The sequence below is a fragment of the Pseudomonas sp. ChxA genome, assembly GCF_030263855.1.
GTDB lineage: Bacteria > Pseudomonadota > Gammaproteobacteria > Pseudomonadales > Pseudomonadaceae > Aquipseudomonas > Aquipseudomonas fluorescens_CB.
On record NZ_JARPMK010000001.1, the window covers coordinates 4,687,957 to 4,708,280 of the forward strand.

The following is a 20,324-nucleotide window of genomic DNA, read 5'->3' on the forward strand; positions in this document are numbered from 1 at the left end:
ACAAGTTGATTTTTTACTGGCGCTCGCCGCTTACTAGAAAAATAACAATAACAGCGCCTGGAGTATCCGCACCATGTCGCACCCAACCTTCGTGCACCTGTTCAAGCCCTTGGTACTGCGCGGCAAGCGCCTGAAAAACCGCATCATGTCCAGCGGGCATGACACCTCGATGCCGACGGATAACCGCGTCAATGCACAATTGATCGCCTATCACCGTGCGCGCGCCGAAGGCGGTGTGGGGTTGATTGTGCTGCAGGTGGCAGGCGTGCACGACAGCGCGCGGTACACCTCCCATGTGCTGATGGCCACCGACGATAGCTGCATCGACGGCTATCGCGAGCTGGCCGATATTTGCCATGCCCAGGACACTCTGGTGCTGTCGCAAATCTTCCATCCAGGGCGCGAGATCATGGAGTCGGCAGACGGGTTGCTGGCGGTGGCGTACTCGGCGTCGGCGGTGCCCAATGAGCGGTTCCGGGTGATGCCTCGGGCGCTTGACCCGGCGATGATCGATGAGATCGTCAGCGGTTACGCGGCGGCGGCCAGGCGCTTGCATCAGGCGGGAATTGATGGCGTGGAAGTGGTCGCCAGCCATGGCTACCTGCCCGCGCAGTTTCTAAACCCACGAGTTAACCGGCGCACCGATGATTACAACGGTACGCTTGAACAGCGCTTGAGATTCCTGCGGGAAATTATTGCCGCCGTGCGGGCCGCGACCGACGCGCAGTTCATCATCGGCCTGCGCATTTCTGCCGATGAGCGCGACAGCGAAGGCCTCACCGAAAGCGAATCCCTTGAGGCGGTAAAAAGCCTGCAAGCGCAGTTGGACTATGTGCATATCGTCGCCGGCACCTCGGCGTCCACAGGCGGCGCGGTGCATATCGTGCCGCCCATGGCCATTGCCGCCGCGTACCTGGCCGATGCGGCCGCAACGTTCAAGGCCAGCCTGTCGATTCCACTGTTTGTCACCGGGCGGATCAACCAGCCCCAGGAGGCCGAGTTGATCCTGGCGCGCGGCCAGGCCGATGTGTGCGGCATGACCCGCGCACTGATCTGCGACCCGCTGATGCCGGCCAAGACCCTCGAAGGCCGCGCCGACGATGTGCGTGCGTGCATCGCCTGCAATCAGGCGTGTATCGGGCACTTTCACAAGGGCTTGCCAATCTCCTGCATCCAGCACCCCGAGACGGGGCGCGAGCTGCACTTCGGTAAGCTGCAACCGACGTTGAAACGCCGCCGCATCATGGTGGTCGGCGGTGGCCCGGCCGGCATGAAAGCTGCCGCTGTGGCTGCGCAACGCGGTCATGACGTGACCCTGTTTGAAGCCAGCGCACAGCTGGGCGGGCAAGTGTTATTGGCGCAGTTGCTGCCACGGCGCAGCGAATTCGGCGGCGCCAGCACCAACCTGCAACGGGAGATGACGCTGGCAGGCGTGCGTGTGGTGCGCAATACCCGTGTCGACCGCGCCCTGGTGGTGCAGGAGCAACCCGACCACGTGATCATCGCCACTGGCGCCGAACCCTATTGGCCGGCGTTCGAGCGCGGCGGCGAGCTGCAAGTCGTCGATGCCTGGCAGGTGTTGCGCGATCAGGTCAGCCTGGGGCGCTCGGTGGTGGTGGTCGACTGGCGCTGCGACTGGATCGGCCCCGGCATCGCCGAGCGTCTGGTGCGCGCCGGCCATCAGGTGCAACTGGCGGTCAATGGCACGCACTGCGGGGAAAACCTGCCGCTGTATGTGCGCGATCAATTGGCGGGCGAGCTGCACCGCCTGGGCATTCCCATCGTCCCTTATGCCCGCCTCTACGGCTGCGACGACAGCACGGTTTACCTGCAACACAGCGCCAGCGGCGAACCGATGCTGCTGGAGGATATCGACAGCCTGGTGTTGTGCCAGGGTCACCAGTCGGTGGACACTCTGGGCGCTGAGCTTGAGGGGCTGGTGACCTTTGAGCGCATCGGCGACTGCCTGGCGCCGCGCACCGCCGAAGAGGCGATCTACGAAGGGCTCAAGACAGCGTGGAAACTTTGAACGACGAACCGCAGCCACTGTTCCTCGGTACGCGCATTCGCGGCCTGCGCAAGGCACGCGGCTTGACGCTGACCGAACTGGCGCAACTGAGTGAACTGACCGCCGGCTATCTCAGCCAGTTGGAGCGCAACCTGGCGTACCCATCGATCCCGGCGCTGTTCAATATCGCCCGCAGCCTGGGCGTGACTATCCAGTGGTTTTTCGCCAGCGAAGCCGCCCCTGCGCCAGCGGATGAAGGCTATGTGGTACGCAAAAACAATCGTCAAAGCATCCGCTATGAAGATGGCATCGTCGACCAACTGCTGACGCCGTTGCCCAACCACCAACTTGAGATGCTGCACTCCTGCTTTCCACCCGGCGCCTACAGCCAGCAAAGCTACAGCCATGAAGGCGAAGAAGCAGGCTATGTGTTGAGCGGCACCTTTGAGCTGTGGGTCGGTGAGCGGCATTTCCTGCTGGCTGCAGGCGACAGTTTCAGCTTTGCCAGCAGCGAGCCGCACCGGTATGGCAACCCGGGCAAGGTGAATACAGAGGTGATCTGGGTGATTACACCGCCGACATTTTAGACCGCTGGCGCAAATGCAGACGTTTCCTACGGGAACCGACGACAGTGGCGCGGCTTGCCATCAGTGGTGAGGGGCCGAACCGCTTGCTATAAAAATGGCTACTTCTTTTCGAGGTTGTCGCCATGTCTTTATTGCACTTGTTGTTTGGCAAACCCACTCAAGATGATTGGGATCGAGTAAGGGACGTCAAGTCCCGTAAAACCTGGAAGGTCGTACAGGGAGGCATTGGCTTGGACATCGATGAGGTTATCGCCTCCGAGGGTTACAAGGATGCGATGCGCCAAGTACAAAAAATGGAGTCAGACGATTCATGGGCCTGCTGATCATTGTGCCGTTACTGGTCAGCGGCTATCTGGTCTGCCTCAGACATCCGTTTTTCTACTTGCGATTGCACCGGTTCCAGGGGCAGCTGCTCTACCTGCAGGTAGCAAGGCTCGGAATGGTCTGCCTGACCGTCGCTACAATCTTGAGTGCAGCCCTGCTGACGTTATCAAAACAAACTGTTGTTATCGCCGGGCATGAAGTCGCGGTGGACTACAGCCAATACCTGGGTGCGCTACTGGTACAGCTCGACATTGCCAATGAGAAGAACGGCACGCTTTGGGTTTTTCTGTTGCAAGCGGGCATCACCGCGTTGGTGATTCCGTTCTTTTGGGCAAAGCTTTATGTGCGCACAAAGAAGAAACTGCTCAAGCTGCAAACTGACGCGCAGCTCTATCACACGCTGTCGCTGGGTGTTCTTGAAGGCACGCCGTTCAGGTTTTTATTAAGGGAATCCATCGTCAAGTGCGCGCCGTGCATGTTCAGCTTGAGCGACAGGAAGGTCTATGTCGGGATTGTATTATTCGCCGGAACACCCACGGAGTCCGAAGGCGTCGATCATGGGTTCACCCTGGTGCCCATACTCAGCGGTTACCGGGACAAGGACACCTTGGAAGTCACGTTCAGCACCCATTACACGACCAGGGACCAGCCCTTGCCCATCATGCTGATTCAGGAACACGTCGTATCAGCCACTCGCTTTGACTTCACCACATGGACCCGTTCCCAGTCCCGCAGAAGCCGAAAGGCGCAGCAGGGGCAGTGCTATCACCACCGCACTGTGCGCCCGATCAAAGCCTCACGCATCTGCGCATGAGGCTAGGTAACCGCGTCAATCAAACTTCCAGTTCAACCCCACGCGCAGCATCTGCCCGTCGTTCTTGAACTTGGAGTCATACCCGGTGCCCGCCCCGCCACTGCCCGGAATCACTGCCACGTTCAGCTTGTCCTGGCCCAGGTCGTAGTACAGGTACTCGGTCTTGAACGACAGGTTTTTGGTAAGCGACTGTTCGATACCCGCGCCCACGGTGTAACCCATCTTGAAGTGGCTTTGATCGCCGCTGAACTGGGTGTTGCCAGTGGGGCCGAACATGTCGACGCTCTGGCTGGTTTCACCGTAGGCCAGACCGGCAGTGCCGTAGATCAGGGTATGGTCGAAGGCATACCCAAAGCGCCCGCGCAGGGTGCCCAGGTACTTGATCTTCGATTCGAATTTATTGTTCAACGCCAGGTGGGTATTGAGTTGCGAGGTGCCGATATTGCGGCTGTCGTTCAGGTCGGTGTGGGAGATATCGGCCTCGACGCCGGCGACCCATTGGCCGAACTGGTAGTTGTAACCGATCTGCGCACCGCCGAGCAGGCCAATGCGGTCCAGATCCACTCGACCAGGGCGAGCACCACCGTTGATGTTGGCGATGTTGGGTGCAGCCTGGCCTTTGGTGTTGACGTCACCATCGCCACCAAAGCCGTAGCCGGCACTCAAGCCGCCGTAGAAACCGGTCCAGTCGGTAGGGCCTTCGGACGAGTAGGCATCTGCCGCCTGGGCAGCAGACGACGCCACGACGGTGAGTGCGGTAACAGCGAGTAAACGAGTGATCATGTAATAGCTCCTATGATTTTTGGGGTGTTGCAGACACGGCGTTGCCGCACGCCGATAGCTATCGGCGCGAGACAAACAGGCAAATAAGGGGGTGTTACAGCCGAGCCGAATGGCTCGGGCTCAGGCTATTGGCCGATAAAACGGTAATCGGCGCTGTAAGGTTCGAGGTGTAATTGCCCGGTCTGTTCGCAGCCGCCACTGAATACACCACCCAGGGTATGCAGACGCTCTACCGCGACGACCTGCGCCAATTCGCCAGTGCCTTGGTGCGCCGTCACGTCGAGGCGCAGCAGTGGGATATCTTTCGCGCTGGCCCCCGGTACCTGGGCGATAACCTTGCCCATGACCGCACTGCGGTCATTCAGTTGCCAGGCAGGCCCGGCGAAGTGGCGGCCTACGGTCTTGCCGTCGACCATCAACGTCGCCAGCGGCTCGCGAAACTGCCAGCTCAACTGGCCGTTGCTGTCCTTGGCGCAGGTGTAGATCTGCACGCCGGTGGCCTGTACCGTCATCAGAATGTTTGTCGCCGCACCCACGGCCGGTTCCGGCAAGTCCTGGGCCTGAGCGCGCTGTGCGCCGGCCGCGCAGATCACCAGCACAATCAGACCGATCACCTGCAGTACCAGCAGCGCCAGGCGATTACGGCGCGCCTCAGTTTCAGGGTCGGAATTGCTCATTTTGCGCCTGCCGAGAGAAGAGTCGAGAAGGGTCGGGTTAATCATCAAAAAAGTCCGTCAGTGGTCGAACATGGCTGGTTATCAGCGTCTGCAGGATGAACAACCGACCCGAAGTGTTTATTCCCGACTATTTTTCAAGTCGGGTAAAAACCCTGGGTTTACCAGACTTCAACCTTGAGTTGCGCACGTTGGCTGGCCGGCATTGGCAGCGCTTTACCGCTGTGCACCACACCATGGCGCGGTGACTCGCGCTTGAGGTTCGGCACCGGTATGCGCCCGCCGCCACGCACGGTTTGCGCACCGTTCATTTGGAACTTGCCGTAGGCAAAGTTCAGCCCCACACCGTTCTGGCGCTGGAAATAAATCCACCAGCGCCCTTCCTCGAATTTCATAAAGGCAAAGCCCCGTGGGTAGGCATCCTCGCCATAATCGTCAAAGGTCATGGCCGTGGCGAAACCCAACCCGTGCCCATCAAAACGGCTGAGGTATTCCTTGTTCAGGTAGTCACTGCCGCCCTGCACGTGGAATACCCGGTAGGTGGTATCGTCGATATGGTCGATCAGGATTGAGCAGCCACTGAAGTCCGGGGTAAACACATACCCGGTCGCGCCGGGGTTGGCCGGGATATCGCAAAAACTGCCCTGGGGCACCCAGTGTCCCATCAGGGGGCGCTCGACCTTGCCGTGTTCGCCCGGCTTGTCCAAGGTGGCCAGGCGATAGCCGCCGGCCTTGTGATCGTTGACGTCGAACACGTTCAAGCCGGCCACTAACCCTGAGGGGATACGCTTGGCGGTCATGAAATTCTGTTGCAGGAAGGTCTTGGTCGACGAAAACGCGTTCATGCAGTGGGTAGTCATAAAGGCTCCAGGCAGATGGAAGATGTAGACGCAAAGCCAATCCCTGCAAACGCCATTCGAATCACGCGAAACCATGAGAAGAACACCCGTGCCCGCGGCTTTATTCCATGATTTCGCTTAATCGAATTCGGCGTTTTCCATGCAGATAATTGTCTTCGTCCTACACCCATTCAGCCGTTAGCCTTCGGCCCTGCGATGCCTTGCGCACGCACGAACACCGGCTGTAACCACAGCATCGGTGCCTGACCCCAGTGCTCGACAGATGGCGCCCCCGTGAAGAAACTTTCGATAGCCCTATTGCTCGCCAGCCTGTTCCAGTTACCGCTGGTATTGGCTGCACCCACCAACATTGCCGTGATTGCCTACGCGGAAAAACCGCTGAAGCTGATTCGCGCCACCACGCTGTACACGGTGGGGCCAGGCACGCGGCTGCAAGGTGGCGACATCCTGCAAACCGGTGCCGCCGGCATTCAGATCGAAGGCCTTAATGCAGCCACCCTGGCACTGGGGCCAGACACGCGCATCCTTATCGCCACCAATAGCAAGGCGGCGCAGATCAACCTGCTCAATGGCTGGCTGAAACTGCAACCGGTCGCCGGCAACAGCCACGCCAACCTTGCGGTGACCACCGGCGCCCTGGCCTTCAGCTTGACCAACAGCGCCAGCGTGATTCACGTGGGCAAGCGCCAGACCGAAATCTTTGTCGAGGACGGCAGCCAAGTCATCAGTGAAATCGACAACCACGGCAAGGCTGATCGCAATGTCACCTTGGGCCACGAAGATTTCGCCCAGCGCGAAGGCGACGCCCCACTGAAGATCGTTGCGCGCCCTGAACAAGCGTTTATCGACGCCCTGCCCCCGCAGTTTCTCGACCCATTGGTGCCCCTGGGCAAGAAAACCCCCAAGGCTCAGGAGCCGAAGAAAGAGCGAGAGGTTAATTACGACGACATTGCGCCCTGGGTGGTCAGCCCGCTCAACCTCAGCCAGCAGATGCTTGCCAGCCGCTTTGCCCCGCGCCTGAACGACCCTGCGTTCGTGCAGGCAGTGAAAACCAACCGTGGCGGCGTGCTGGCATGGGAACTGGAACTGCTGCGCCTGGAACGGCGCAAAAATGCGCACTGATCCTCACCACGCTGTTGCCCAAAGGTTCTTATGAAATTGTCGCTCGCGGTTAAATTCAACGTGGTGTTCCTGGCGGTGTTTATCGTCGGTTTTATCGCCACCAGCCTGTCCACTAATTACATGCTGCAACAGAGCGCGCGCCGGGAAACCCTGGAGACCGCGCGCATGCTGATGCGCTCGGCGTCTGCGGCCAGCACCTACACTGCCGAGCAGATTGTGCCGCTGCTGGAGAACCGCCTGAAATTCCAGTTCCTGCCACAGTCGGTGCCGGACTTCGCCGCCATTTCGCACCTGCAGGAATTGCTCAAGTCCTACCCGGACTACGCCTACAAGGAAGCCACGCTCAACCCGACCAACCCGCGCGACCTGGCCGATGACTGGGAGAAATCCCTGATCAACACCCTGCGCAGCCAACCGCAAAGTGCGGAGATGGTTGGCGAGCGCAGCGACGACAAGGGCGCGTCGCTGTACATCGCGCGGCCGATCCAGATCAAGGACGGCGCCTGCCTGGCGTGCCACAGCACCCCGGACGCGGCGCCGAAAACCATGGTCGACATCTATGGTGCGGTGAATGGGTTCGGCTGGAAACTCAATGACACCATTGGCGCGCAGTTGGTCACGGTGCCGCTCGACCTGCCGTTGCAACGCGCCAGGAGCTTACTGCACAGCTATATGCTGTCGATGCTGGGCATTTTCGCGGTGCTGTTCGTGGCCTTGAACGTGGCCGTGCACCTGTTCGTCACCCGTCGCCTGCGGCAAATGTCGGCGCTGGCCGACCGCGTCAGCCTGGGAGAAACCGATGTGCCAGAGATGGACATCAGCGGCAAGGATGAACTGGCGCGCCTGGGCCAATCCTTCGGTCGTATGCGCACCAGTCTGGTCAGTGCCATGAAGATGCTTGAGGAATAGGTCCGCGATCATGCTTGAACAACTGGGCAAGTACCGCATCGACAGCGTGCTGGGCAAAGGCGCCATGGGCACGGTGTACAAGGCATTCGACCCGAATATCGCGCGTACCGTGGCGCTCAAGACCATCCGCAAGGAGCTGTTTGGCGACAGCCAGCACGCCGAATTGGTCAGCCGCTTCAAGAACGAAGCCCAGGCCGCCGGCCGGCTGATGCATCCCAATATCGTCGGTGTGTACGACTATGGCGAAGACGAAGGCTCGGCCTACATCGCCATGGAATTCGTCGAAGGCACGCCGCTTAATACCGTGCTCGCGGCCCAGACACCGCGCGACCTGAACCACAGCCTCGGCTGGATGCGCCAATTGTTGTCGGCGCTCGACTATGCGCATTCCAAAGGGGTGGTACACCGCGATATCAAGCCGGCCAACTTGTTGATCACCGCCGAGGGCCAGGTCAAGGTCACCGATTTTGGCGTGGCTCGCCTCGACTCCTCGACGCTCACCCAGACCGGTTCGATGATCGGTACACCCAGCTACATGTCGCCGGAACAATTCTGCGGTGAATTGATCGACGGCCGCTCCGACGTGTTCTCCGCCGGCATCGTGCTGTATCAACTGTTGACGGGCGAGCGCCCGTTCTCCGGCTCCGCGACCATGGTCATGCAACAGATCCTCAACCAGACCCCGGTGGCGCCGTCGAGCCTGAACCTGGCGCTCGACCCGGCACTCGATGCCGTGATCGCGCGCGCCCTGGCCAAGCGCCCGGCCGAACGCTACCCGTCGGCCCAAGCGTTTCTCGAGGACCTGGAGGCCTTGCTCGGCACCACCACCGGCACCTGGATCAACGCCGAGATCGACGACGACCGCACCGTACTGATGCGCCCGAACCAGCCGCTGAGCAGTGGCGTCAATCACTTGCCAACCGCCCCGGGCGTGATGACCGAGGCGGTGGAAACCCTGACGCCCTGGAAGCTGGCGGTGATGCCTGAACTGGAGTCGCTGCTGTCCCATCAGATCGGGCCACTGGCGCGCTTTCTGGTGCGCAAGAGCCTCACTGGCGCCGATGACTTCGACGCGATATGCGCGGCGCTGTTGCCGCATATACCTTCCGAACGCGGGCGCGAGCAGTTCGCCAGCGCCAGCCAGTCATTGTTCCAGCGGCTCAACCCGCCCACAGCCGCGCCCCTCAAAGAACCTACGACCTTAGAGCCGCCCACCGCGGTAACTGAAAGCACACCGGCACAGGTCGATGCGCAATTGGCGCAACTGGCCGAACGTCGTCTGGCCGTGTTGATCGGCCCTATCGCCCGCATCGTGGTCAGCCGCGCCCTGCGCGCCACCGCCCAGCACCCGCCGTTCCTGCACCTGCTGGCTGCGCATATCGAGAGCGAGGCCCAGCGCCTGGCATTCCTCCAAAGCTTTGAGCCCCTGCCATGACCGACGCCCCACTCAGTGCCTGCGGGCCCCATTGTCTGGCCTCGGCAATTGCTTACGGGATCAGTGATGTGGGTTCGGTGCGCCAGAGTAATGAAGATAACTTTCTCGTGGAATCCGCCCTCGGGCTGCTGGCCGTGGCCGATGGCATGGGCGGCCACGAAGCCGGTGCACTGGCCAGCGCACAGGCGTTGATCAGCCTGCGCCTGGCCCTTAAGGCACCTGCCGCCGTACCCTCGCGCATCGACAGCGACCCGGACGCCACATGGTCGGACCCGACCATGCAAGCCGCGGGCAGGCTGCACACTGCCATCGACCACGTGAACCAATGCGTCTACCAACAGAATGTGGCGCGCCATATGAGCGAAGGCAGTGGCATGGGCACCACCCTCACCGGCGTGTGGCGCCCGCAACCCGATGGGCCGCTGTTGGTGTTTCATGTGGGCGACAGCCGCTTGTACCGCTATCGCGACGGCGAGCTGAGCCTGCTGACCCGCGACCAGACCTGGTACCAGCAAGCCCTCGAAGCCGGCAAGGTCGACCGACTGCCGGCGCGCAACCTGCTGCTGCAAGCCATTGGCCCAGGGCCCAAGGTTGAGCCGCAAGTGCGTGTGCAACCGGCACAGCCGGGCGACCTGCTGATGCTGTGCAGCGATGGCCTGCACGGTTGCGTGCCGCACCAGGAGATGGTCCAAGTGCTGAGCCTGGCCCGCCGCGACACGCTGGATACCGCGTGCCAACGGCTGGTAGACCTCACCCGCGAATACGCCGGGCGCGATAACGTCACGGTGCTGCTGGCCTGGTTCGACCGCTGAGCGTGTTTACGGCCACTTGAACATATCGTCCACCGGCACGCGGTAGCCGGTGGCCAGGCGGTTGGTCTCGTTGGCCATGCCGACCACGGCCTGCAATTCACCAAACATCTCGTCGGTCATACCGGCCTTGCGTGCGGCGGCGGTGTGGGAGGCAATGCAGTACGGGCAATTGTTGGTCACGCTGACCGCCACATACAGCAGCTCCTTGGTCAACGGGTCGAGTGCTCCCGGCGCCATGATTTCCTTGAGGCTTTCCCAGGTGCGGCGCAACGTCGGCGGGTGGGCGGCCAGGCATTTCCAGAAGTTGTTCACCTGGTCGACCTTGCGCGTTTGCATGATGTCGTCGTAGACCGCACGCACTTCAGGGCTGGCGTCGGCGTATTCGGTGAGGTGTTGGGTCATGGTCGTTCCAAGGCTGGCATAAAGCATTCTGGAATACCGCGTCGCGCCTATCGTTGGCAAGTGAAGCCTGTAAGCGGGAACCGCATGCTCGACATTCCCTTTATCCATCATGTAGTGCCGAATGTGGGCAGCGAGGTTAAAAACCATTACGCCCCTGGAGTGGACAGGCTTACTGTGTGGAGCGGGCTTGCTGTGGCTAACGGGCTTACTGTGGCGAGCGGGCTTGCCCCGCGTTGGGCTGCGTAGCAGCCCCACTAAGACCACCGCGTTAATCCAGACAATACCGTGTCGCCTGGTTTTGGGGGCGCTTCGCGCCCCAACGCGGGGCAAGCCCGCTCGCCACAACAACCCTAATCACCACAGTAAGCGGGCTGCCACAACAAGCCGCACATACAGCGCTTGGGGGTATTCGTGACTTGTAGTTAAGAGTCCTTTTCGCAATGGGCGGTTTTTCCGAGTGAACGACGCGCGGATACTCGACTCCATTGTTCACACCCCTTCTGGAGTTACTGATGTCTATCCCTACCCAAAACGTCCCCGCCTTCGGCCTCGGCACCTTCCGCCTGCAAGGCCAGGTGGTGATTGACTCCGTAAGCACCGGCCTGGAACTGGGCTACCGCGTCATCGACACCGCGCAGATCTACGAGAACGAAGCCGAGGTCGGCCAAGCCATTGCCGCCAGCGACGTTGCACGTGATGAGCTGTTTATTACCAGCAAGATCTGGATCGCCAATTTCGCCGAAGGCCAGTTGATCCCGAGCCTGCGCGAAAGCCTGCGCAAACTCAAAACCGATTACCTCGACCTGACCCTGATCCACTGGCCATCGCCGGAAGATCAAGTGCCAGTCGCCGAGTTCATGGGCCAGTTGCTGGAAGCCAAGCGCCTGGGTCTGACCCGCCAGATCGGTATTTCCAACTTCACCATTGACCTGATGAAGCAGGCAATCGCTGCGGTGGGTGCCGAGAACATCGCCACCAACCAGATCGAGCTGCACCCCTACCTGCAAAACCAGAAGGTGGTGGATTTCGCCACCGCCCATGGCATCCAGATCACCTCGTACATGACCCTGGCCTACGGCGAAGTGCTCAAAGACCCGGTGCTCCAGCAGATCGCCGAGCGCCATCAAGCCACGCCGGCGCAAGTGGCCCTGGCCTGGGCCATGCAGTTGGGTTACGCGGTCATCCCATCGTCGACCAAACGTGCCAACCTGCAAAGCAATCTAAAGGCCCTGCAACTGACCCTGAGCGCCGCCGACATGGCGCAGATTGCCGCCCTGGAGCGTGGCCACCGTTTGACCAGCCCAAAGAGCATCGCGCCGAAGTGGGACTAAACCCCGGCCAGCGGTTTGCGCGATAATTCCCGCAGCCATGGCAACACCCGCAGGCCCGCCGTGGCCTCGGGTGGGTCGATGATGTCCATGAAGTGTTCGAGGTTGACGTTGTCCGGTATACCCGGCAATCGCACCAGCACCGCAGGCTTCGTACCCGCCGGCTGGCCCAGGTCCTGATGGTCATAGAGCAGCACATGCCGCACCTGGGGCTGCGGCCCGCAAGCCTGCGCCGCCAGCCCCGCATTGATGATCAACACGTCGAAGGGTTCGGCCGGAATTGCGGTCAGTATCTGCACTTCTTGATAGGTTTGCACCGGCACAATCCGGTGGTAACCCAACCGATTGAGCATTTTTTCGATGTGCAGTCGTTGCAGGTGTTGTTCATCGGCAATCAGGATAGTCAGTGCTTTGTTCGGCATGGCGAACCCCTGGGATGGCAGCGCTCGTCAGTGAGCCCGGTCCATTTTCCAGACATATGCCGAATACAAAATCAGGCATGTTCCCGCTTCATGTAGGAGTTCTCCCAAATCCACCGAATGCCCCTCAACTGCCATCAGGCCTGCTTGTAATAGTCACCCATGTGCTGATGCAAATCACCGATCGCCACGTCTATCGCTGCAACGGCGGCGGCCAATGCGCTGCGCTCCTGGCGTTCACATATCGCTTCGAGCGTTTCGCAACTGGCGATCAATGCCTCGGCCTTGACCATGCGCGCCCCTCCTTTGACGCGGTGTGCAAGGTCGTGCAACTCACCAAAACGGTGCTGGCGTTGCAGCGACGCCAGCATCGCGCGGTCTACCTCCAGGCTGTCGAGCAAGGCGCTCAGCAGCTCCTTGAGCGCCGCGCGATCATCCCCCGTCACCACGGTCAGCGCCCTCAAATCAAACCCCGGCTCAGCGGCGGTTGAACCCGGGTTGAGCGCATAGGCGCCCAGCGCTGAGCGCAAATCCTCAAGCCCAGCTGGCTTGAACAGGCAGCCATCCATGCCCGCCTGCCGGCAGCGCTCGGTTTCTTCCGGCTGGGCATTGGCGGTAAAGCCCAGCAGCAGGCAGGCATGCAACCCTTGCTCACGCTCTTGCGCGCGGATCTCACGCGCCAAGGCATAGCCATCCTTGTGGGGCATGTTGCAATCGGTGATGACCACATCCGGCCGGTGGGTTTGCCAGCATTCAAAGCCTTGGGCGCCGTCTTCGGCCGTGATGATGCGATGCCCCAGAAAGCTCAACTGCCGAGCCAGCAACAGGCGATTGGCCGGGTAGTCATCCACCACCAAAATGTCCAACACGCGCACGGGCTGAATGGCTGCCGGTGTGGCCAAAACCTCGTGCGCTATTGCCGCTGTCGTAGCCAAGGTGAGTGCCACGTCTATCCGTGTGCCCTGCCCCAGCGTACTGCTCAACTGCAGCTTGCCCGCCATCATTTCGCACAGTGTGCGGCTGATCACCAGGCCCAGGCCCGAGCCACTGCGCGCCGACTGCTCGGTATTGCTGCCCTGGATAAACGGGTTGAACAGCCGCTGCTGGTCCTCGGCACTGATGCCTATGCCGGTGTCTTCTACCCATAAGGTGAGGTTCAATTGGCCGGGGTTCGCTGCCAACCCACAGTGCCCACCCAAGCGCACTCGGCCCTGGTCGGTAAACTTGATGGCATTGCTCAGCAGGTTGGACACCACCTGCTTGAATCGCAACGGATCGATCAACACCGCACAATCCATCTGCGGGTCAAGCTCGACTTGCAGCGCCAGGCCCTTCGCGCGCGCCAACCCTTCGAACACCCGTGCCACCGACGTCAACAGTTCATGCAGATTGGCCGGCTCAAGGGCCAAAGACAAATGGCCGGACTCGATTCGGGCAATATCCAGAATGTCGCCGATCAGCTCCAGCATGCCGTGGGAGGCCACCGAGGCCACTTCCAGGGCATCGCGGTCGGCACGCCCCTGTTCGGCGTTGGCCAGCGCCAGTTCGATCATGCCGATCACCGCATTCATGGGGGTGCGAATTTCGTGGCTCATGGTCGCCAGGAATGTGGTCTTGGCGCGGTTGGCGGCGTCGGCGTCTTCCTTGGCCTCCTGCAACTGGCCCAGCAGCCGCTGGCGCTCACTCACATCGACCCAACCGGCAATCATGCCGACGACATTTTCGTCGCCGTCACGGTACGGCAGCATCCAGTGGTAGATGGTCAATACCTTGCCCGCGGGCAACCTGAGCACTCGATCATGAATCTGCGGTTCGCCCCGCTCCATCAACCGCAAGTAATCCTCATGGTAAGACTGGGCCTGCGGCGGGTTGCCGGTGTCGGTCTCGATCACTGTCTTGCCGATCACCGCTTCAAGCTTGAAGCCAAACACATCCAGGTAAGCGCTGTTACAAGCCATCAGCCGGCCCTGGCGATCACGCACGTAGATCGGGTGCGGTGTACCGTCGATCAGCACCCCCATAAAACGCATCTGGTCGCTCAACGCCCGTTCAGCCTGAGCCCGCTTACGGATCAGGCTGCGCAGGTAAATCGCCCATCCCAGCGTAATCAGCAGCAATACCGCCGCCAGGCCGAACCCTTGGATAATCGCACTGCGATGGCGTAGCCACTGGTCTTCGATGATGACATCGGTGCGCCATTGGCTGACCAGCTCATCCATTTCCTGAGGCGGGATGCTCAGCAACGCCTTGTCCAGTATCGAGTACAGCTCCAACTGCCCCCGGTTGACGCCGAAGGTCATACGCACGGGTTCAGAGCCGACGGTGCTGGTCACTTGCAAACGGTCGCGGTACTCAAAGGCGATCAGGTAACGCGCATAGATCAATGAACTGACGGCACCCTCGGCGCCGCCGCTGGCCACCAGGGCCATCGCATCCTTAGGGTTCTTCGCCTCAACGAAGTGGATACCGGGATAGTCACGGTTGATGATCTCACGCAGTACGTTGCCGCTGGGCAGCGCCAGGCGCTTGCCCAGCATATTCTCCAACGTCATGATGCCTGGGTCGTCGCTGCGGGTGACCAGCACCAGCGGATTGGTCAGGTACGGCCTTGTAAAGCGCACCTGATCAGAGCCCTCTATGCTGGGGGAAACCACCGCCATCATGTCCGCCCGGCCCGAACGGACCGTTTCGATTTGCTGGGGCATCGAGCCGCCTGGGACCACATCGAACTTCAAGCCGGTGCGCAGGCTGATCCGAGTCAGAACGTCGGCACTCAAACCCTCTGATCGCCCCTTCGCCGTGAAGGATGCCAACGGCAGCATCTGGTCGGACGCCACCACCCTCACACGCGGGTGTTTTTCCAGCCAGCGTTGTTCGCTGGTACTCAGGTGCAGCCGCTCGGCCCCCAAAACACCAAGATCGCCCGCACTCCAACGGCGCACTATATCCAGCTGCTGGTTACCCGGGATCGACCTCAGTGCGCTGTTGATAATGCGCAGCATGCGGATATTGTCACGGGACACTGCAAACGCGAACGCGTTGGACTCCAAGGTGGAAAAATCCGCCAGTTGTACATTATTGAGGTGGTTGCGGTTGATCTGGTAGTGCGCGCTGATGGCATCTCCGAGGTAGACATCGGCGCGACCAAAGGCCACGGCGCCGATGGCTTCGAACACCGACGCAAACAGCGCCACATGGGCCTTGGGGTAAAAAGCCTCGACCACATCGGGCGGCATGTAGTGATAAAGCATCGCCACACGCTTGCCGGCCAGGTCGACACTCAGGGATTGGGTATCACCGGTACGTGTGACCAGAACCGGTTGATCATTGGCATAGGAGCGCGACAGGACGAGTTGCGGGTCCCCGGCTTCAAACCCGTTGGCGGAACCGAGGAAGTCGATGGCGCCCTGCTTGAGCGCCTCGATCACCTCATCACGGGTGTCATAGCGGCGCACTTCAACGCTGACATTCAGCGCCTGGGCGAGCAGCTTTGCATAGTCGGCCGTCACGCCTTCCAGTTCGTCGTTGTTGTTGGTCAGTTCGAAAGGCCCGTAATCCGGCGCGGAAACCCCCATCAACAGGGTGCGCCGCTCACGCAGCCAGTGCCAGTCAGCTTCGCCCAGCACCACAGGCGGGCTATTCCTATCAAGGCTTGAATGCCCCAACAACCGCAAGGTGTGAGGCTCATCAAGGGCAACAGCGAACATCGGCAGCAGGCTCATCGACAACGCCATGAGCAACCACCGAACCTGGGCAAGGATCATCGGCAATCAGATCAGGTGATTACGCTGGGCAAACTTGGCCATGTGCACCACAGACGTCATGCGCAGCTTCTCCTTGAGCCGGGTCTTGTAGGTGCTGATGGTCTTGTGGCTCAGCAGCATATCTGCAGCGATTTTGTTGTTGTTGAAACCCAGCGCCAGCATCCTCAGCACGGCCACTTCGCGATCCGAAAGCAACTGCACCAACTCGTGCTCGGTCGCCTGCAAATCATCACGGCGTACCGAACTGCTCGGCAGGCTGGGGAAGCAGTTGTAGTTGGACATCACCGCCCTGATCGCTTTTTGCAGCTCCTCAAGTTCCCCAGTCTTGGCGACAAAGCCCATGGCACCGGCACGCATGCACCGCGTGGAAAAAAACTCCGGCAGGAACGACGTCAGTACCAGAATCTTGCACGGCACGCCCAGCGCCTTGACCCGGCTAATCACTTCCAGCCCACCCAGTTTTGGAATGGCAAGGTCGAGAATGATCAAGGCGGGGCGCCCCTCTCTCACCTTCTGGAGAGCATCCGCGCCTGTACCGGCTTCATCGATATCAGTGAACCCTTCGGCCTTCAGCAAATGCCTGACAGTTGCGCGGATGAACGGATGGTCATCCACAATTAGTGCTTTGTTCCCACTACCTGACGCTTTGATCATATATCTACCCTGAGAAGAATAAGCACCCTTACACAGCACATGGGATACAGGTACCTGTGAGAAATAACAGTTCCGACCAGCGGTACGGCCTTCACTCAGGCGGATAACCAGGCCAAACCTGGTCCCTTTCGATCGAAAACATGCCAAGCACGTATCGCTAAACCGTTACCGCCGGCTGGCTGCAAGTGCGCAACCTTAACAACGAAATAACGTTTTGACCGAAGGGGTAATCCCATTCATATGTAGGACTTTTCCTCGCAGGAAAGCCTGTGCAAGCGCTTGCTAATCGGTGGTACTCGGGCTCCAGAACGCCTGTACCACCAGGGTCGAGGTGGAAATGCGCGCCACCAGCGCGTCCAGTTCGTCGCCATCGACCGAAGTTGCCGCCAGGGTCGCCTCGATCTCCACTTCTTCGCTGCCGAACGGCCGCACGTCAACGTCACTGGCCGGGTAGTTGCAGCGCGCAAGCTCGGCTTCCAGCATCACCATCACCGCCTGTTGCTGGCTGCGCCGGGCGATGACATAGAGGATGTTGGTGACCTCCGCCGACACCACGTCCAATGGCTGGCGGTTGATGTTATTGACGATCGGCCGCAGCAAGGTGTTGGCCGCCAGCACAAACAGGGTTCCCAACAGCGCTTCAAGGATCAGGTCGGCCCCTGCACAGGCTCCCACCGCCGCCGATGCCCAGAGCGTGGCGGCGGTGTTGAGACCACGCACGTTGCCTTCTTCACGCATGATCACGCCGGCGCCCAAAAAGCCGATGCCCGAAACCACGTACGCGACCACTCGCACCGCACCTTCGGCGCCTCCCAGGCGGTTGGCCATATCGACAAAAATCGCCGCGCCCACCGCCACCAGCACGTTAGTGCGCAAGCCCGCCGTGCGTTGGCGGTACTGGCGCTCAAAGCCGATCAAACCACCGAGGATAAACGCCGCGGTGAGGCTGACCACGGTGTCGACCAAAGAGTTGAGGTTGATGTTGTTGATTGCCTGCATAAAAATTCTCCATGACTGCTGCGCATGCCAGAAACCTTCGTGCAGGTATGACCGGCTGCACCGCGCCCGTTGTTACGGCACAGTCAGCTTGGCCCGCCCACCGTAAACGGCAGGCGCGTCCGTAGCATCCCAAGTGATTTGAGGTGCTGGTCAGCGTCGATGAGAGGGATGCAGGCAGGTGCCAGGACTGGCCGCTGCCGGAATGCCGCTTCTCGCTTTTTGAGGCGAGACAACGGCATCAGGAAAAATGCGCGTTACCTTGCCAAGTTTGTGCCGGTTACCGAAACCGGCCGACGACTGTCACTCGAACAAGTACCCACTGAGGGTCTCCGCTATTGATGAAAACGCGCGGAGTTTACGCCGCGTTTTCGAGGGAGTAAACCGTAGGAAAATTTACCGATGGCGTTTGGGTGGATTGTTCAGGGTGAGTTCAGGAACTGGTTTTTGGACACGACGAAGGTCAACTGTGGGGGTTGGCTTGGCTGCTGTGGCGGTTTGTCGGTGTACATATCCGTTGCTGCGGTAACGGCTTCTATTGGTTCCGCTCTTACAGCGGGTCACTTTTGGCAAACGCCCCAAAAGTAACCAAAAGGTCTTCGCCCCACCACTCGGTGCCTCGCCTAGGCTCGGCATGCCCTCACTCCGGCTTGAATCCGTGGGCCGCCGCGATGGGCCATCCTTGGCCCAGCGCGGCTAACCCGGCGTCCTGCCGGGTTACCCACGGATTCAAGCCTGCGTTCGGCCAGCGTGGTTAACGGGGCGTCTCAGATCAAAAGCAGATCAAGATCAAAATCTACAGCACGGCGGCCTGAAAGCCGACCTGAGTGGTTGAATCAAAAGCAAAAGCGGATTTGCATACACTGAAGAGCTGCTTTTCTGTGGGAGCTGGCTTGCCTGCGATGCAGACACCTCGGTACATCAGGCACACCGAGTTGATGCCATCGCAGGCAAGCCAGCTCCCACCTTTGACCGAGTATGGCTCTGCTGTTGCTGTTGCTGTTGCTGTTGCTGTTGCTGTTGCTCTGGCTCTTACATCCTTTTCGATGACGAAGTCAGCGGTCTTTTGATCTGCGCTTTTGATCGTGATCTTGATCTGAAATCGCCCCGTTAAACACGATGGCCGGAATCTGACAGGGATTTGGGGGGTAAACCGGCAGGGATGCCGGTTTAGCCGCGCTGGGCCAAGGATGGCCCATCGCGGCGGCCCCCCAAATCACTGTCGGATTGCGGGCATGCCGAGCCATAGCGAGGCACCGAGTGTTGGGGCGAAGACTTTTTGGTTACTTTTGTGTCTTTACAAAAGTGACCCGCTGTAAGAGCGGAACCCTACTCAGCCATTACCGCAGCAACGGATATACACCCCGACCGCCAGCCCGTTAACGTTGTGTAGATCCCCATACTGCGATAGCGGAGTGTCAAGCAATAAACCTCCCGCTTTCGCAAGCAAACCAACTCCCACAACCGCTATGCACATCCGCTATTACGGCATATCGGGCCGATCCCGCTCAACCTGCTTCAAGTACTCGTCCATCTGCCCACCTGCCAGCGGCTTGATCTGGATCGACACCCTATTCACCTGGCGTCCCATCCTGATGCCTTCACGCGTGCGCACCTGCACATACCCAAGCGTGGGCCAGAAGCGCTCGGCCTTGGTATTGCCGAAAACCACCGTCAACCGCAGCCACTGGGCACCGTTGCTCACCGCCCACGCTTCAAGATCGGCATGCAATTGTCGCGCAAACCCGGTGCCATGCAGGCGTGTATGCACCAGTAGCAAACCGATATGCCACACGCCGACGGCCAGCAAGTCGGCCGCGATGTTCACGACGGCGGCCAGTTGGTCCTGCGTATCGCGATAACCCAGCCAGTACATCCGGCTGCAACGCCAACCTGCCGGCAACTGACCCTGTAACTCTTCGTGCGCTTCGGTCGGTGTGGCCGGTTCACCATTGACCGCGATGAAATATTCGGGTGCCTGTTCAAAAAAACACTGCAGCTCACCCGCGTCGCCGCCGTGCAGTTCAACCACCCGAATACCTTCGAGTGAGCAACCAACTTCCATGTTTATTTCCCCTTTAATCGTCCCGCGTCAGCACTTCCAGCAACTCAATTTCAAAGCGCAGATTGCTGTTGGGCGTGATATGCGCGCCCATCGAACGCTCGCCATAGGCCAGGTGCGCCGGTACAAACAGTGTGCGCACGCCACCGACCTGCATGCCCATCAAGCCTTGATCCCAGCCCTTGATTACGCGCCCGGTGCCGATCACGCACTGGAACGGTTTACCGCGCTCCCAGGACGAATCGAACACGGTGCCGTCTTCGAGGGTGCCGGTATATTGGGTGGTGATCAGCGCGCCCTTGACCACGGTTTTGCCGGTGCCCTGGCGGGTGTCGGTGATCTGGAGTTCGTCGTTGCTCATGGGGCTCTCG

19 protein-coding genes are annotated in these 20,324 nt (G+C 60.2%); 9 read left to right on the forward strand and 10 right to left on the reverse strand.

All coding sequences use genetic code 11. The annotated features are described in order from the left end of the window. The first annotated feature begins 73 nt into the window (after positions 1-73). The 4 genes from P5706_RS20750 (at position 74) to P5706_RS20765 (ending at position 3,733) form a co-directional block, all read left to right on the forward strand. A complete protein-coding gene (locus tag P5706_RS20750; protein WP_285681437.1) occupies positions 74-2,029 on the forward strand; it encodes an oxidoreductase in 1,956 nt (651 codons plus the stop codon). Continuing rightward, positions 2,017-2,595, forward strand: a complete 579-nt coding sequence (locus tag P5706_RS20755; RefSeq protein ID WP_285681439.1) for a cupin domain-containing protein — start codon at positions 2,017-2,019, stop codon at positions 2,593-2,595. The genes P5706_RS20750 and P5706_RS20755 overlap by 13 nt, the downstream gene beginning before the upstream one ends. Positions 2,596-2,717: 122 nt before the next feature. Further along, positions 2,718-2,918 (forward strand): hypothetical protein, encoded by a 201-nt coding sequence (locus P5706_RS20760; protein ID WP_202940736.1) that lies wholly within the window; start codon positions 2,718-2,720, stop codon positions 2,916-2,918. Then, positions 2,906-3,733, forward strand: a complete 828-nt coding sequence (locus P5706_RS20765; RefSeq protein WP_285681441.1) for a hypothetical protein — start codon at positions 2,906-2,908, stop codon at positions 3,731-3,733. Before P5706_RS20760 ends, P5706_RS20765 begins: the two co-directional genes overlap by 13 nt. 15 nt (positions 3,734-3,748) lie before the next feature. Here the strand turns inward: P5706_RS20765 and P5706_RS20770 are convergent, their stop codons facing one another. The 3 genes from P5706_RS20770 to P5706_RS20780 all read right to left on the reverse strand — a co-directional run bounded on the left by P5706_RS20770 (position 3,749) and on the right by P5706_RS20780 (position 6,050). Beyond that, positions 3,749-4,516 (reverse strand): outer membrane protein, encoded by a 768-nt coding sequence (locus P5706_RS20770; protein ID WP_285681442.1) that lies wholly within the window; start codon positions 4,514-4,516, stop codon positions 3,749-3,751. Between the two features lie 125 nt (positions 4,517-4,641). After that, on the reverse strand, positions 4,642-5,193 hold the full coding sequence (locus P5706_RS20775; RefSeq protein WP_285681443.1) for a DUF3455 domain-containing protein: 552 nt from the start codon (positions 5,191-5,193) through the stop codon (positions 4,642-4,644). A 158-nt stretch (positions 5,194-5,351) separates the two neighbouring features. Next, on the reverse strand, positions 5,352-6,050 hold the full coding sequence (locus P5706_RS20780; RefSeq protein ID WP_200434059.1) for a hypothetical protein: 699 nt from the start codon (positions 6,048-6,050) through the stop codon (positions 5,352-5,354). A gap of 273 nt (positions 6,051-6,323) precedes the next feature. Here P5706_RS20780 and P5706_RS20785 point away from each other — a divergent pair, with 273 nt between their 5' ends. The 4 genes from P5706_RS20785 to P5706_RS20800 are packed head-to-tail and all read left to right on the forward strand — an operon-like array spanning position 6,324 to position 10,328. Next, positions 6,324-7,172, forward strand: a complete 849-nt coding sequence (locus tag P5706_RS20785) for a FecR family protein (protein ID WP_285681444.1) — start codon at positions 6,324-6,326, stop codon at positions 7,170-7,172. A gap of 30 nt (positions 7,173-7,202) precedes the next feature. After that, the gene (locus tag P5706_RS20790; protein ID WP_200434057.1) at positions 7,203-8,081 is read left to right on the forward strand and encodes a Tll0287-like and HAMP domain-containing protein; all 879 of its coding nucleotides are present in this window, start codon (positions 7,203-7,205) and stop codon (positions 8,079-8,081) included. 10 nt (positions 8,082-8,091) lie between these two features. After that, positions 8,092-9,516, forward strand: a complete 1,425-nt coding sequence (locus P5706_RS20795; RefSeq protein ID WP_285681445.1) for a serine/threonine-protein kinase — start codon at positions 8,092-8,094, stop codon at positions 9,514-9,516. After that, complete coding sequence (locus tag P5706_RS20800; RefSeq protein ID WP_200434055.1) at positions 9,513-10,328, forward strand: PP2C family protein-serine/threonine phosphatase; 816 nt, start codon at positions 9,513-9,515, stop codon at positions 10,326-10,328. The genes P5706_RS20795 and P5706_RS20800 overlap by 4 nt, the downstream gene beginning before the upstream one ends. Positions 10,329-10,334: 6 nt before the next feature. Here P5706_RS20800 and P5706_RS20805 read toward each other — a convergent pair whose 3' ends face one another. After that, a complete protein-coding gene (locus P5706_RS20805; RefSeq protein WP_058420656.1) occupies positions 10,335-10,730 on the reverse strand; it encodes a carboxymuconolactone decarboxylase family protein in 396 nt (131 codons plus the stop codon). 512 nt (positions 10,731-11,242) lie between these two features. Here P5706_RS20805 and dkgB point away from each other — a divergent pair. Further along, positions 11,243-12,061, forward strand: coding sequence for a 2,5-didehydrogluconate reductase DkgB (gene dkgB / locus P5706_RS20810; RefSeq protein WP_285681448.1), 819 nt, complete (start codon positions 11,243-11,245; stop codon positions 12,059-12,061). On the opposite strand, the gene P5706_RS20815 is transcribed toward dkgB, so the two are convergent. From P5706_RS20815 to P5706_RS20840, 6 genes are all read right to left on the reverse strand, one after another. Further along, positions 12,058-12,480, reverse strand: a complete 423-nt coding sequence (locus P5706_RS20815) for an ANTAR domain-containing protein (protein WP_200434052.1) — start codon at positions 12,478-12,480, stop codon at positions 12,058-12,060. The two genes, dkgB and P5706_RS20815, sit on opposite strands and share 4 nt — an antisense overlap. Before the next feature lie 134 nt (positions 12,481-12,614). After that, the gene (locus tag P5706_RS20820; RefSeq protein ID WP_502945500.1) at positions 12,615-16,241 is read right to left on the reverse strand and encodes a transporter substrate-binding domain-containing protein; all 3,627 of its coding nucleotides are present in this window, start codon (positions 16,239-16,241) and stop codon (positions 12,615-12,617) included. 6 nt (positions 16,242-16,247) lie between these two features. Further along, positions 16,248-16,895 (reverse strand): response regulator transcription factor, encoded by a 648-nt coding sequence (locus tag P5706_RS20825; protein ID WP_285681452.1) that lies wholly within the window; start codon positions 16,893-16,895, stop codon positions 16,248-16,250. Positions 16,896-17,177: 282 nt separating this feature from the next. After that, on the reverse strand, positions 17,178-17,894 hold the full coding sequence (locus tag P5706_RS20830) for an MgtC/SapB family protein (protein ID WP_200434049.1): 717 nt from the start codon (positions 17,892-17,894) through the stop codon (positions 17,178-17,180). Between the two features lie 1,480 nt (positions 17,895-19,374). Next, positions 19,375-19,956, reverse strand: a complete 582-nt coding sequence (locus P5706_RS20835; RefSeq protein WP_285681455.1) for a GNAT family N-acetyltransferase — start codon at positions 19,954-19,956, stop codon at positions 19,375-19,377. Between the two features lie 13 nt (positions 19,957-19,969). Next, on the reverse strand, positions 19,970-20,314 hold the full coding sequence (locus P5706_RS20840) for an FKBP-type peptidyl-prolyl cis-trans isomerase (protein ID WP_285681457.1): 345 nt from the start codon (positions 20,312-20,314) through the stop codon (positions 19,970-19,972). Positions 20,315-20,324 lie beyond the last annotated feature (10 nt).